The sequence below is a fragment of the Nocardia sp. CDC159 genome (genome assembly GCF_023740735.1).
GTDB classification, from domain to species: domain Bacteria; phylum Actinomycetota; class Actinomycetes; order Mycobacteriales; family Mycobacteriaceae; genus Nocardia; species Nocardia pulmonis.
In genome coordinates, this window is sequence record NZ_JAMRXH010000024.1 from 48,610 (window position 1) to 61,530 (window position 12,921).

At 67.0% G+C, this 12,921-nt stretch carries 11 protein-coding genes; 6 read left to right on the forward strand and 5 right to left on the reverse strand.

The features are described from left to right. The first annotated feature begins 31 nt into the window (after positions 1 to 31). The 3 genes from NDR87_RS34145 to tgt all read left to right on the forward strand — a co-directional run bounded on the left by NDR87_RS34145 (position 32) and on the right by tgt (position 5,100). Positions 32 to 1,768 carry an ABC transporter ATP-binding protein gene (locus NDR87_RS34145; RefSeq protein WP_251918042.1) on the forward strand — a complete coding sequence of 579 codons (1,737 nt, stop codon included), beginning with the start codon at positions 32 to 34 and terminating at the stop codon, positions 1,766 to 1,768. Beyond that, entirely contained in the window at positions 1,765 to 3,711 is a 1,947-nt protein-coding gene (locus NDR87_RS34150; protein WP_251918043.1) for an ABC transporter ATP-binding protein, read from the forward strand. Before NDR87_RS34145 ends, NDR87_RS34150 begins: the two co-directional genes overlap by 4 nt. Positions 3,712 to 3,855: 144 nt before the next feature. Further along, positions 3,856 to 5,100, forward strand: coding sequence for a tRNA guanosine(34) transglycosylase Tgt (tgt, locus tag NDR87_RS34155; RefSeq protein WP_251918044.1), 1,245 nt, complete (start codon positions 3,856 to 3,858; stop codon positions 5,098 to 5,100). On the opposite strand, the gene NDR87_RS34160 is transcribed toward tgt, so the two are convergent. After that, positions 5,091 to 5,864, reverse strand: a complete 774-nt coding sequence (locus NDR87_RS34160; RefSeq protein ID WP_372494384.1) for a queuosine precursor transporter — start codon at positions 5,862 to 5,864, stop codon at positions 5,091 to 5,093. The genes tgt and NDR87_RS34160 overlap by 10 nt on opposite strands. A 49-nt stretch (positions 5,865 to 5,913) precedes the next feature. On the opposite strand from NDR87_RS34160, the gene NDR87_RS34165 reads away from it, so the two are divergent. After that, positions 5,914 to 6,432, forward strand: a complete 519-nt coding sequence (locus tag NDR87_RS34165) for a DUF4190 domain-containing protein (RefSeq protein ID WP_251918045.1) — start codon at positions 5,914 to 5,916, stop codon at positions 6,430 to 6,432. A gap of 65 nt (positions 6,433 to 6,497) precedes the next feature. Here NDR87_RS34165 and NDR87_RS34170 read toward each other — a convergent pair whose 3' ends face one another. From NDR87_RS34170 to NDR87_RS34180, 3 genes are read right to left on the reverse strand one after another with little or no spacing between them, the layout of a single operon-like run. After that, positions 6,498 to 7,223 (reverse strand): RDD family protein, encoded by a 726-nt coding sequence (locus NDR87_RS34170; protein ID WP_251918046.1) that lies wholly within the window; start codon positions 7,221 to 7,223, stop codon positions 6,498 to 6,500. Positions 7,224 to 7,270: 47 nt separating this feature from the next. Continuing rightward, the gene (gene gluQRS / locus NDR87_RS34175) at positions 7,271 to 8,182 is read right to left on the reverse strand and encodes a tRNA glutamyl-Q(34) synthetase GluQRS (protein WP_251918087.1); all 912 of its coding nucleotides are present in this window, start codon (positions 8,180 to 8,182) and stop codon (positions 7,271 to 7,273) included. 54 nt (positions 8,183 to 8,236) lie between these two features. Then, positions 8,237 to 8,707, reverse strand: a complete 471-nt coding sequence (locus NDR87_RS34180) for a DUF309 domain-containing protein (protein ID WP_251918047.1) — start codon at positions 8,705 to 8,707, stop codon at positions 8,237 to 8,239. 165 nt (positions 8,708 to 8,872) lie between these two features. Here NDR87_RS34180 and NDR87_RS37800 point away from each other — a divergent pair, with 165 nt between their 5' ends. Further along, positions 8,873 to 9,304, forward strand: a complete 432-nt coding sequence (locus NDR87_RS37800) for a DUF397 domain-containing protein (RefSeq protein ID WP_308212184.1) — start codon at positions 8,873 to 8,875, stop codon at positions 9,302 to 9,304. Positions 9,305 to 9,375: 71 nt separating this feature from the next. Here NDR87_RS37800 and NDR87_RS34190 read toward each other — a convergent pair whose 3' ends face one another. Next, positions 9,376 to 10,998: a cytochrome bc complex cytochrome b subunit gene (locus NDR87_RS34190; protein WP_286014369.1), complete on the reverse strand. Its 1,623-nt coding sequence runs from the start codon at positions 10,996 to 10,998 to the stop codon at positions 9,376 to 9,378. A gap of 170 nt (positions 10,999 to 11,168) precedes the next feature. Between NDR87_RS34190 and NDR87_RS34195 the strand changes: the two genes are divergently transcribed. Beyond that, a complete protein-coding gene (locus NDR87_RS34195; RefSeq protein WP_251918049.1) occupies positions 11,169 to 12,881 on the forward strand; it encodes a WS/DGAT domain-containing protein in 1,713 nt (570 codons plus the stop codon). Positions 12,882 to 12,921 lie beyond the last annotated feature (40 nt).

The window sequence follows — 12,921 nt, forward strand, 5'->3', positions numbered from 1 at the left end:
ACGTCACATTTTGGCGGTAGCCTGCACGCATATGTTGATCAGATTGCTGCGGAGCTTCCTCGCCCCCTACCGCACCCAGCTGGCGGGCGTGGTTGTGCTGCAGCTCATCTCGGTCATCGCGATGTTGTACCTGCCGAGCCTGAATGCCGACCTCATCGATTACGGCGTCACCAAGGGTGATATCGGCTACATCTGGTCCACCGGCGGCTGGATGCTGCTGGTGTCGGGGGTGCAGATCCTCGCCTCGTCGGTATCGGTCTACTTCGGCGCGCAGGCGGCCATGGGCGCGGGCCGCGACATCCGCGCGGCGCTGCTGCACCGGGTGGGCGCGTTCTCCGCTCGCGAGGTCGGCATCTTCGGCGCTCCCTCGTTGATCACCCGCAACACCAACGATGTGCAGCAGGTGCAGCTGCTGGTGGTGATGAGCGTGACCATCCTGGTGATGGCCCCGATCATGTGCGTCGGCGGCATCGTCATGGCGCTGCGTCAGGACGCCGGGCTGTCCTGGATCCTGCTGGTCGCGGTGCCGGTGCTGGGGCTGACCATGGCCCTGATCATCTCGCGGATGGTGCCCGGCTTCCGGCGCGTGCAGGACCGCATCGATGCGGTGAATCGGGTGCTGCGCGAACAGATCACGGGCATTCGAGTGGTTCGGGCGTTCGTGCGGGAGCGGCAGGAGATCCGGCGCTTCGGCGTCGCCAATGCCGAACTCACCGAGGCATCGCTGTTCGTCGGGCGATTGACCGCGCTGATGTTCCCGGCCGTGCTGCTGATCAGCAATCTGACCACGATCGCGGTGATCTGGTTCGGCGGGTATGCCATCGATGCCGGCCAGATGCAGATCGGCTCGCTGACCGCGCTGCTGTCCTACATCATGCAGATCCTGATGGCCGTCATGATGGCCTCGTTCCTGGCCATGCTCGCCCCACGCGCGGCGGTGTCGGCCGAGCGGATCGGCGCGGTGCTCGAGACCGAATCCTCGGTCGTACCGCCGCCGGCGCCGCAGCCGTTCACCACCGATCCCGGGGTGGTCGACGTGGCCTTCGCGGAGTTCCGGTTCCCGGGTGCGGAGAAGCCGGTGCTGCGCGGCATCCGATTCCGCGCCGAACCCGGCACCACCACCGCGATCGTCGGCTCGACCGGTTCGGGCAAGACCACGCTGATCAATCTGATCCCGCGGCTCATCGACGTCACCGACGGCGCGGTCTACGTGGGCGGAACCGATGTGCGCCAACTGGATCCGGAGCTGTTGCGGGCCCAGATCGGGCTGGTGCCGCAGAAGGCCTATCTGTTCTCCGGCACGATCGCCTCCAATCTGCGCTACGGCGACCCGGAGGCCACCGACGAACAGTTGTGGCGGTGCCTGGCGATCGCGCAGGCCGACGACTTCGTCCGCGATATGCCGAACGGATTGGAAACCGAAGTGGCGCAGGGCGGTACGACGGTATCCGGCGGGCAGCGGCAACGGCTCGCGATCGCGCGGGCGCTGGTGCGCAGGCCCAAGATCTACCTGTTCGACGACTGTTTCTCCGCGCTCGACGTCGCCACCGACGCCCGGGTGCGCGAGGCGCTGCGGCCCGAGACCGCGCAGGCGGCTGTGATCACGGTGGCGCAACGGATTTCGACGATTCGTGACGCGGATCAGATCGTGGTGCTCGAGGACGGTGCGATGGTCGGGCTGGGTACGCATGACCAATTGCTGCGCGACTGCGCCGAATACCGCGAAATCGTCCACTCGCAGTTCAGCCCCGAGGAGGCGGCCCGATGAGGCCCGGTATGCCGGGCCCGGGGGCGCCGGGCACCAAGGCCCGTTCGTTCGGGCCCTCGCTGCAGCGATTGCTGGGTCGGCTCGCACCGGAAAAGCCCTATCTCATTGCCATTTTCGCGCTCGCGACCGTGTCGGTGGTGCTGACCGTGCTCGGGCCGCAGATCCTTGGCAGGGCCACCAATCTCATCTTCGACGGCGTCGTCGGCAAACAGCTGCCCGCCGGGCTGAGCAAGGAGCAGGCGGTCGCCCAGCTGCGAGCGCAGGGGCAGGACGAGCTCGCCGACATGCTCGGCGGGATGCATGTGATTCCCGGTGTGGGAGTGGACTTCTCGGCCGTGGGCCGGGTGTTGCTGATCGTGCTGGTGCTGTATCTGGCCGCGGCGCTGTTCGGCTGGTTGCAGGCCCGTCTGCTGGTCTCGGTCATCAACCGGGCGATGCGGCGATTGCGCAGCGAGATCGAGGAGAAGATCCATCGCCTGCCGTTGAGCTACTTCGATTCGACCCCACGCGGTGATGTGCTGTCGCGGGTCACCAACGATGTCGACAACGTGGCGCAGAGCATGCAGCAGACGCTGAGTCAGCTGGTGGTCTCGGTGCTCTCGGTGATCGGCATTCTGGCCATGATGTTCTGGATCTCGTGGCTGCTGGCGGTCATCGCACTGCTCACGGTGCCGGTGGTGGTGATCCTGACCGCGCAGATCGCCAAGCGCTCCAAACCGCATTTCGTGGATCAGTGGAAGTACACCGGTCTGGTGAACGCCCAGGTGGAGGAGGCCTACACCGGACACGAGGTGGTCACCGCCTTCGGCCGCAGCCGCGAGATGGGCCAGGAGTTCGACCGGCGCAACGGACGGCTCTACGAGTCCAGTTTCAAGGCGCAGTTCATCTCCGGGCTGATCATGCCGGTGATCATGTTCGTGGGGAACCTGAACTTCGTCCTGATCGCCGTGGTGGGCGGGCTGCGGGTGGCCTCCGGCAGCCTGTCGCTGGGCGAGGTGCAGGCGTTCATCCAGTACTCGCGCCAATTCACTCAGCCGCTCACCCAGATCGGGCAGATGGTCAATCTGCTGCAGTCCGGGGTCGCGTCGGCCGAGCGGATCTTCGAGCTCCTCGACGCCGACGAGCAGGTGGCCGATCCGAAGGTCGAGGATTCACGGTCGCTCGAGCGGGGGCGGGTGGAGTTCGACACGGTGTCGTTCCGGTACGAGCCGGACAAGCCGGTGCTCGAGGAGCTGTCGCTGGTGGCCGAGCCCGGACATGTGGTGGCCATCGTCGGCCCGACCGGCGCGGGCAAGACCACACTGGTGAACCTGCTGGAACGGTTCTACGAGCTCGATTCCGGTTCGATCCGCATCGACGGTGTCGACATCACCCACATCACCCGCGACCGCCTGCGCTCCCACATCGGCATGGTGCTGCAGGACACCTGGCTGTTCAGCGGGACCATTCGCGAGAACATCGCCTACGGCGATCCGAACGCCAGCGAGGAGGAGATCCTCGCCGCCGCGCGCGCCGCCTACGTCGACCGCTTCGTGCACGCGCTGCCACACGGCTACGACACCGTGATCGACGAAGAAGGCGCGGGTGTCAGCGCGGGCGAGAAACAGCTCATCACGATCGCCCGAGCCTTCCTCGCCAAACCGTCGATCCTCATCCTCGATGAGGCCACCAGCTCCGTCGACACCCGTACCGAACTCCTGGTCCAACAGGCCATGGCCGCCCTACGTCGCGACCGCACCAGCTTCGTGATCGCCCACCGCCTCTCGACCATCCGCGATGCCGACCTGATCGTCGTCATGGAATCCGGCCGCATCGTAGAAACCGGCACCCACGAGCGACTGCTCGCCGCCCACGGCGCCTACTACCGGCTGTACAACGCCCAATTCGCGGGCGCTGCCGTGGATCAGGACCTGGTCGACGAGGACACGGTCGACGTCGTCTAGATCCCGTCGGGGGCCCGATCGATGCCCGTCCGGGTCCCCTCTGAGGGCACGGCCGACTCCGCTCAGGCCCCCGTTCGGGCCCGGCCCTCTCGATTCCCCGGCCCCGGCGCGCCAGCGCCGGGGCCGGGGCGGCAATATTGCTGAGTGCCTGATCCAGCGTCGTTCTCGTTCACCGTCAACTCCCGCCTCGAAGGACGGCATGGGCGCACCGGCGTAATTCGCACCCCACACGGCGACATCCAGACCCCCGCCTTCACCCCCGTCGGAACCAAGGCCACGGTCAAGGCCGTGCTGCCCGAGGCCATGAAGGAGCTGGGGGCGCAGGCGGTGCTGGCCAATGCCTATCACCTGTATCTGCAGCCGGGGCCGGATATCGTGGACGAGGCCGGGGGGCTGGGCAAGTTCATGAACTGGGCGGGGCCGACCTTCACCGACAGCGGCGGCTTCCAGGTCATGTCGCTGGGGGTGGGGTTCAAGAAGGTGCTGGCCATGGAGGCCGTCGGCGTGCGGAGCGACGATGTGATCGCCAAGGGCAAGGAACGCCTCGCGGTGGTCGACGACGACGGCGTCACCTTCCGCTCCCATCTCGACGGCTCCAAACACCGGTTCACCCCCGAGGTCTCGATGAGCATCCAGCATCGGCTCGGCGCCGATGTCATGTTCGCCTTCGACGAGCTGACCACGCTGCTGAACACCCGCGCCTACCAGGAGAAGTCGCTACAACGCACACACGAGTGGGCGCAGCGCTGCATCGATGCGCACGAGCGGCTCACCGCCGAGCGCGCCCATCGGCCCTATCAAGCGCTGTTCGCCGTGATCCAGGGCGCGCAGTACGAGGATCTGCGCCGCAAGGCATGTCGCGACCTCGAGGCCATGCGCGGCGCGGGCGGAACGGGATTCGACGGCTACGGCATCGGCGGCGCGCTGGAGAAGCATAATCTGGGCACCATCGTCGGCTGGTGCTGTGACGAACTGCCCGAGGACAAGCCGCGCCACCTACTGGGCATCAGCGAACCGGAGGACATCTTCGTCGCGGTGGAGAACGGCGCGGACACCTTCGACTGCGTGAACCCGTCGCGGGTGGCCCGCAACGCCGCCCTCTACGTGGCCGAGGGCCGATTCAACATCAACACCAGCCGCTTCCGCCGCGACTTCACCCCGATCGACGAGACCTGCGACTGCTACACCTGCGCCCACTACACCCGCGCCTACATCCATCACCTGTTCAAGGCCAAGGAGATGCTGGCCTCGACCCTGTGCACCATCCACAACGAACGCTTCACGGTGCGGCTGGTCGACGACATCCGCGCCAGCATCGATGACGGCCGCTTCGACGAGTTCAAGGCGGAGTTCTTCGGACGCTGGCGCGGACGGTTGCGTCAGGAGTAGATCGCGGGCTTCTCCAAAGGCGCGTAACTGGTTTCGCGCTTCTTCAGATAGCCGATGACGCGATAGCTGATCGGCAGCACGAACACCTCGACCAGCGTCTTCCATACGAAGCCCACGATCACGTAATTCACGAACGCGCCCCAGGTATCGATCCCGATGGCCGTCGCCGCGATCGAGCAGAACACCAGCGTGTCCCCGAACTCGCCGGCCACGGTGGAGCCGAGCAGCCGCGCCCACAGATGCTTCTCCTTGGTGCGCTCCTTGATCAGCACCAGCGTCATCGAGTTCAGGAACTGACCGATGACATAGCCCGCGAGCCCGGCGGCGACCAGCTGCGGCGTGGTGCCGACGACCGTGCGGAAGGCGTCCTGATTCGGATAGAACTCGGCCGCGGGCAATTCGATCGCGATCCAGAAGCAGACCACCATCAGCGCCAGCATGCCGAAGCCGTAGTAGATCGTGCGCCGGGCGGCGCGGAAGCCGTAGACCTCGCTCAGCACATCGCCGATGACGTAGGCGAGCGGGAAGAGGAAGAAGGCGGCATCGGTGGTGATCGGCAGGATGTCGATCGGTCCCAGCGACAGCTGTTCGCCGCGGAAGAACTGCACGCCCTTGGTGGCGCAGATGTTGGAGATCATCAGGGTGGCCGTGAACAACGTCACGATCAGCGTGAACGGTCCCCCCGCGGCGCGTGCGAATGCTGCGTGTTCGGCCGCGGGGCGTCCAGACCCTTCGACGTCCGGAGATGGCTTGGTGTCACTCACGAGCTCTGGAGGATACCGGCAGCGGACACCCGTCGAATAGGCTGTGAGAATGACGAATCCCGGCGATTCCGACGAATGGTGGAAGCAGTACGGCGGCGAGGGCGTGTCGTCGGAGTCCGGCGGCCACGCTTCGGCGCCCCCGCCGCCGGCACCGCCGCAACCGTCGTCCGGCCAGACGTCGGCCCCGCACTACCAGGCTCAGCCGATGACTCCGCCGCCGCAGCAGCAGTATCCGAGTTATCCCCAGCCCCCGGGTGCTCCCTACGGCCAGCCCGGTTACGGCGGCTACCCGCCCGCCCCCGGCTACCAACCGTACGGCTATCCCCAGGCCCAGGGCACCAATGGCATGGCCATCGGCGCGCTGATCGCAGCCCTGGTCGGATTCTTCACCTGCGGAGTGGGTTTCGTCGTCGGCCTGATCCTCGGCCCGATCGCCCTCAACCAGATCAAGCAGACCGGCCAGGAGGGCCGCGGCCTGGCCCTGGCCGGAATCTGGATCAGCGGCATCGCCCTCGTCCTGAGCGTGCTGTGGTTCGTCTTCGTCATCGCCTTCAGCGGCACCAGCTGATTTCGCCGCACGAAACAGGGGCGCACTCGACACCGAGTGCGCCCCTGTTGCTTCCGGTCGGTCGGTCAGCCCTTGACGACCTGGGTGCCGCCCGCGAACTTGTCGTGCCACCCCTGGCCGTTGGGATCCTGGGAGATGGTCACGGCGATGTAGATGCCCAGACCCAGCGCGACCAGTCCGCCCAGGCACGGCACGATCCCGGCCAGCGACCACAGGTTGCGCTTGAGCGAGGTGGCCGCATCCAGCTGACCGCCACCCGGAGCCAGCACCCGCAGCTTCAGCAGCTTCTTGCCGATCGTGGCGCCCTGTGAGGTCTCCATGAGCACGAAGTAGCCCACGTACGCGCCGAACATGACGATGCCCTGCAGGAGCTGCACGCCCATGCCGCGGCCGAGGAACATGAAGATGATCGCGACCGGGATGCCCACGAGCACGCCGTCGATGAGCCTGGCCAGGAAGCGCATCCCCAGATCACCGGGCACGGCGCCCGGCGGAAAGCCCGGCTGCTGCCCGTACGGTTGCTGGCCGTAGGGATCCTGCCCGCCCGGGTACGGCTGCTGGCCACCGAACGGCTGCTGCTGCCCGTAGGCGTCCTGGCCATAGGGCTGCTGCTGGCCGTAAGGCTGTTGGCCGTAGGACTGACCGCCGGGCTGACCGTATTGTCCGCCAGCGGGATTCGGCTGCTGGCCGTACGGCTGCTGACCGTAGGGCTGGCCGGGCGGCGGGTACGGCTGGCCGTACGGCTGCCCGCCCTGCGGATACTGGTTGGGGTCGTACCCACCACTGGTCATCTAATGTCCTCGTGAAATGGTCGTAGGTTCGGCGACGACTGCGTACGTTACGGATTTCCGCTGAATTGCACCACGCCGAGGGGATCGAAAGTCCATGGTTGCCTGGGTAACGATTCCGGGCGGAATTGGCGCAGCAGCGCGGTGGGGGAGTCCGCGCGATATCCGAGCGAGTCGGCCAGCAGTGCGACGACCTGTTCGGGCGTTTCGCCGAGAGACAGCCGATCGGCGAGGGTGACCGCGCCGTCGCGCTTGGCCAATCGCTTGCCCTCGGCATTGAGCACCAGCGGCACATGCGCATAGCGCGGCACCGAAAATCCCAGCAGGGCAGCCAGATACGCTTGGCGCGGGGTCGATGGCAGCAGGTCGTCGCCGCGTACCACCTGGTCGATACCCTGCTCGGCATCGTCGACGACGACCGCCAGGTTGTAGGCCGGGATGCCGTCGCCGCGGCGCAGTACGAAATCGTCCACCAGGCCCCGGTAATTACCGTGCAATTCATCGGCGATCTCGAATTCCGCTGTGTCCGAACGCAGTCGGAGCGCGGCGGGACGTCCTTCGGCGCGGCGGGCGGCCCGCTCGGCACCGGACAGCTCGCGGCAGGTGCCGGGATAGGCGCCCATCGGGCCGTGCGGTGCGGTCGCGGCCTGCTGGATCTCCCTTCGGGTGCAATAACATTCGTAGGTCAGCCCGGCCGCGGTGAGCCGGGCGATCGCGGCGTGGTGCCGGTCGAGACGGCGGGACTGCCAGGTGATCGGTCCGTCCCAGTCGAGGCCGATCGCGGCCAGGTCGGCCAACTGCCGTTCGGCGGCGCCGGGGCGGACCCGATCCAGGTCCTCGACCCGGATGACGAAGGCGCGGCCGGTCGAACGGGCGAACAGCCATGCCAGCAGGGCGGTGCGCAGATTGCCCAGATGCAGATCGCCCGAGGGGCTGGGCGCGAAGCGGCCCGCACCGGTCATGAGCGGCTGGGCAACTTTCGGGGGCACATCCGCCCATGCTACCGATCGGCGTGTCTAGCCCCGTAGACGTGGCCGGAGCCGATCCTCGTCGATCTCGCGGTCGGCGGCCAGATCCGCCAACAGCGCCTCGGCGAACCCCACCAGACCTGGGGTATCGATGCCGTACGGCGCCGGGCTCGCCGCGCGCAACCGGCCGACCGCCCGCTCGAGCAGGGTGCGGGCGCCCTTCGGATTGCCGCGTTGCAGGTGGGTGATGCCGACCGCGAACTGGGCCAGACCCTGCCACAGCATCCGTTCGGCGAACGGTCCGTTCTTCCACGCCGCCTCGAGCACCTCGTGGGCGTGGAAGGCCAGGCCGTCGTCGAGCAGCCGCTGCGCGTAGGCCACGGTCTCCTCCGGCGGGAGGTCCAAATCGTCCGGGATTCGCTCGACCCCGACGCTGCCGGGCGGCAGGGGGCGGCCCAGGCGGTCGCGGGGTCGGGCATTCCGGGCACGTCCGATGTCGTCTCGATCGCGTTCCACCACGTAACCATGATCCACACCCGTTCCGCAGGCGCGAAATAGGCCGCCCGCCGCAGTAGTACGACCGCGCGTCATATTTTCAAAACTCCGGCTTTGCCGCCGGTCTAATACTTGCCAGTAGCAATATTTCCGCAATCAATTGTCCGATTCGGTACGCCTGTGATTTGCATGATTGAAGACGAAAACACAACAGCGCCACATTGCGGAAACCTGCTAGGGTGCACATTGGGGGCAATCCCCCAAAGGTGCACTAAGTGGACGTGCACAGCGAATGCACAGTGCGCCGGAGCCTCAGGCGCAGGGTGGGATTCGAGAGCACTGCAGAATCCCGTTGCCAGTACGAACGATGCCAGGAATTTTCGTTCTCGACGCAGCAAAGGAGCTAGTGCCGTGAAGGTTGATTACAGCGGTGCCCAGTGGCGTAAGAGCAGACATAGCGGTCCGGATGGAAACTGCGTAGAGGTGGCGTTTCTCGTGGACGGCAATGTCGCAGTGCGTGACACCAAGGACCAGGGCACTGGTCCGGTGTTGGCGTTCACGCCGGGCGAATGGGACGCCTTCGTCGCGGGCGTGAGCGAGGGGGAGTTCCGGCGGGCCTGACAGGTTGGCCGTAACTGGGCAAAAAGGGCCCCGGGTCGAAGTGGACTCGGGGCCTCCGCATTTCACCCACGCTACTGCTTGCCGTCCTGATATTCGCGCAGCGCGGCCAACTGCCGATGTTCCTGATCGCGTTCCACCTCGCGCAGCTGTCGCATCTGGTCCGCCGGATCCGGCCGCAGGAAGCTGCCGCTGCCCGGCTTGCCCGAAAGGCCCAGCCGGTTCAACTTTTTCGGCACCGCGGCACCCGCGTATTCGAGCGGAATCGGATGACCCTCCGCATCGACCGGACCGAGCGGCTGGTGGACCTCGATGTATTCACCGTGCGGCAAACGGCGCACGATGCCGGTTTCGATACCGTGCTCGAGCACCTGGCGGTCGCTGCGCTGCAGTGCGATGCACAGCCGGTAGGCCGCGAAGTAGGCCAGCGGCGGCGCGAGCAGCAGGGCGATGCGGAAGGCCCAGGTGGTGGCATTGAGCGAGATATCGAACTTGAACGCGATGATGTCGTTCACGCAGGCCAGCGTCAGCACGATGTAGAACGTCAAGGCCATGGCGCCCACCGCCGTTCGCACCGGGACGTCGCGCGGCCGCTGCAGCAGGTTGTGATGGGCGTCGTCCTTGGTGAGCCGCTTTTCGATCCACGGATAGCCGATCAGCAGTCCGAAGACGATGGGCATCATGATCGCGGCCGAGACCGCGCCCGGAATGGTGTGCCCGAAGATGTAGCCCTCCCAGGCCGGGAACAGGCGCAGCCAGCCGTCGGTCCACATCAGATAGAAGTCGGGCTGGGTACCCGCCGAGACCTGAGAGGGGTTGTAGGGTCCCAGATTCCAGATCGGGTTGATCTGCAGGACGCCGCCCATGATCGCCAGCACGCCCAGGGTGAACATGAAGTAGGCGGTCTGGTCGATCGAGAACACCGGCACGATCCGGTCGCCGATCACATTGCGCTCGGTGCGCGCCGGGCCTGGGAACTGGGTGTGCTTCTGGTACCAGACCAGTGCGATATGCGCGCCGATCAGGGCCAGCATGATGCCGGGGAACAGCAGCACGTGCGCGATGTACAGGCGCGGAATGATGATGTTGCCGGGGAAGTCACCGTCGAACATCAGCCAGTGCAACCAGGTGCCGATCACCGGCATGCCCAGCGTGATCCCGGAGAACGCCGCCCGCAACCCGGTGCCCGAGAGCAGATCGTCGGGCAGCGAGTAGCCGAAGAAGCCCTCGAACATCGCGATGATCAGCAGGATCGAGCCGATCACCCAGTTCGCCTCGCGGGGGCGGCGGAAGGCGCCGGTGAAGAAGACCCGGCACAGATGCACGATCATCGCGGCGGCGAAAAGCAATGCGGCCCAATGATGTACCTGTCGCACGAACAGTCCGCCGCGCACCTCGAAGGTGATGTCCAGCGCCGACTCGTAGGCCCGGGACATGGTGACGCCGCGCAGCGGTTGATAGCTGCCGTTGTAGACGACCTCGGACATCGATGGGTCGAAGAACAGTGTCAGGTACACCCCGGACAGCAGCAGCACGACGAAGCTGAACAGGGCGATCTCGCCGAGCAGGAAGGACCAGTGCGTCGGGAAGACCTTGTTGATGGATCTCTTGACGAAGGCCGCGGCTTGATAGCGCGAGTCCATCGCATCGGCCTGCTCCGCCATCCGGCGGCCGAGAACACCGTCTTTTGCTGCCATGGCAGTCACCCCACCCGGGTTGTGATCGGTAGATCTGCTACTACAGAATGTAGCATTTCGGCCGGAGTCGATCGAGGGAATCGGCGGCATCGGTGCGGCGGAAGTCGTTGCCGCACCACAAGATCGAAGTTTGCCTTGTGGTTGCCAAAAGGTGTGGATAGCATCGCCGGATGCCCGCGTTGACCCCGCAGGATGCGACCAGATACTGGCTGTCCCGCCGGACGGGTAACGATCTGTTCCTGCTCTACTGCTTCGAGGAGACCGATCGGCCGACGGCCGACCTGCGTGCGCTGGTGGCCCGGCGCAGCGCCGAGATCGCCGATCTGCGGCTGCGCGTGCGGGAGCGGCGCTTCGCCTATCCCGAGTGGACGCCTTGTGATTTCGTCGCCGATCAGGTGGTCGAGCACGAGGGCGCCGGGACCGATTGGGCGAATACCGTTGCGGCGCTTGGGGACTTGGTGGCCCGCCCCCTGCGCGCGGAAGAGTATGCGTGGCGGCTGCATTTGTTTCGCGGCGTGCGCGGCGCTCCGGCGGGCGACGGTCCCGCTCTGATCGCCGTCTTACAGCTGTCACACGCGCTGGCCGACGGGCAGCGGGCGGCCGCCATCGCCCGCGCCCTCTTCTCGCAGTCCCCGGACGGGTGCGACCGCGCGGTCCCCGCCTTCTTGCCGGATGGTTCTCCCGCAGCACCCACATCCGCCGCCCCGAGCGACTCCTCCGCGATGCCCGGTTCCGTCTTGCCGCCCGGTTCCGTCGCGGTGGTCACTTCTGCCTCGCCGGATGATCCCCCCGCCGTAACCGGTTCCGGATCCCCGAACGACTCTTCCGCAGCGCCCGCCTCTGTCTCGTTCGAGGGTTCTTCGAAGCCGAGCGGTTCCGTTTCTCCGGACGGCTCTTCCGCAGCGCCCGGCTATGTCTCGACCGAAGGTTTTCCGAAGCCGAGCGGTTCCATCGCGCCTCGCGATCGCCCGACGCCGGGCGGCCCCGGCCGGGTCCGGCGGCCGAAGCCGAGTCTCGCGCTCGCGGGGTGGGCGGTGACCGGTGCCCTGAAAGACCTCGCGCCCGAATTGCTTTCGCTGGCGGCCGCGCCGATATTGCTCGGCCGCACCGCAACTAGCGGCCTCGCCGCCGAACGCGCCCGGCGGGAGCTGGCCGCGCGCACCGCCCGTGGCGAGCTGCCCCCGATCGCGCCCGAGTTGGCGCCGACCCCGCTCAACCGCGGGCCGCGGCCACGGGCACATGCGGTGCGGATGCTGGTCCGGTCGGATCTGCGGGTGCCGGGGCACACCGTGACGGTGGTGGTGCTCACCGCGCTCGGTGCGGCCCTGCCGCGATATCTGGAAGCGCGCGGTGAGCCGAGCGAGCGCATCGCGGCGCAGGTTTCGATGGCCCATCGCCAGCCGCGGGGGCGGATCCGCAACAACTATCGCGATCTGGCGGTCGAACTGCACGTCGGCGAATCCGATCCCCGCCGCCGCGCCGAACGCATCGCCGCCACCCTCGCCGAGCGCCGCCGCCGCGCGGAGCATCCGTTGCTGGCCGCGCAGGACCGGGTCACCGCCACCATCCCGGCCCCGATCCTGCGCCGTGATGTGGCGACCTATCCGCTGGACCACGCCCCGGCCGCGCTCTCGGCCCACACGGTTGTCTCCAGCGTGAACCGGGGACCGGCCGATCTCTCCCTCGCGGGTGGCCGCGTCCGCTTCACCGCCGGATTTCCGGCGCTCGGGGCGGTCATGCACCTGACGCACGGCGTGCACGGCCTCGGCGACACGGTGACGGTCTCGGTGCATGCCGATCCGGCGGTCCTGCCCGATGTCGAGCATTACGCCGCGCTGCTCGATGCCGCGCTCACCCGGACCGCGGCGGCACTGCGCGAATAGTCGGACGTCCAGATCGGCCGGAGCCGGTCCGGCATCGGAC

What these genes read in the sequence shown, in the direction of transcription:
- NDR87_RS34145 (WP_251918042.1), top strand. Translation starts at nt 32, where the DNA reads ATGTTGATCAGATTGCTGCGGAGCTTCCTCGCCCCCTACCGCACCCAG.
- NDR87_RS34165 (WP_251918045.1), top strand. Translation starts at nt 5,914, where the DNA reads ATGACGAATCCCGGCGATTCCGACGAATGGTGGAAGCAGTACGGCGGC.
- NDR87_RS34170 (WP_251918046.1), bottom strand. Translation starts at nt 7,223, where the DNA reads ATGACCAGTGGTGGGTACGACCCCAACCAGTATCCGCAGGGCGGGCAG.
- NDR87_RS34190 (WP_286014369.1), bottom strand. Translation starts at nt 10,998, where the DNA reads ATGGCAGCAAAAGACGGTGTTCTCGGCCGCCGGATGGCGGAGCAGGCC.
- NDR87_RS34195 (WP_251918049.1), top strand. Translation starts at nt 11,169, where the DNA reads ATGCCCGCGTTGACCCCGCAGGATGCGACCAGATACTGGCTGTCCCGC.
- NDR87_RS37800 (WP_308212184.1), top strand. Translation starts at nt 8,873, where the DNA reads ATGATTGAAGACGAAAACACAACAGCGCCACATTGCGGAAACCTGCTA.
- gluQRS (WP_251918087.1), bottom strand. Translation starts at nt 8,182, where the DNA reads ATGACCGGTGCGGGCCGCTTCGCGCCCAGCCCCTCGGGCGATCTGCAT.
- NDR87_RS34150 (WP_251918043.1), top strand. Translation starts at nt 1,765, where the DNA reads ATGAGGCCCGGTATGCCGGGCCCGGGGGCGCCGGGCACCAAGGCCCGT.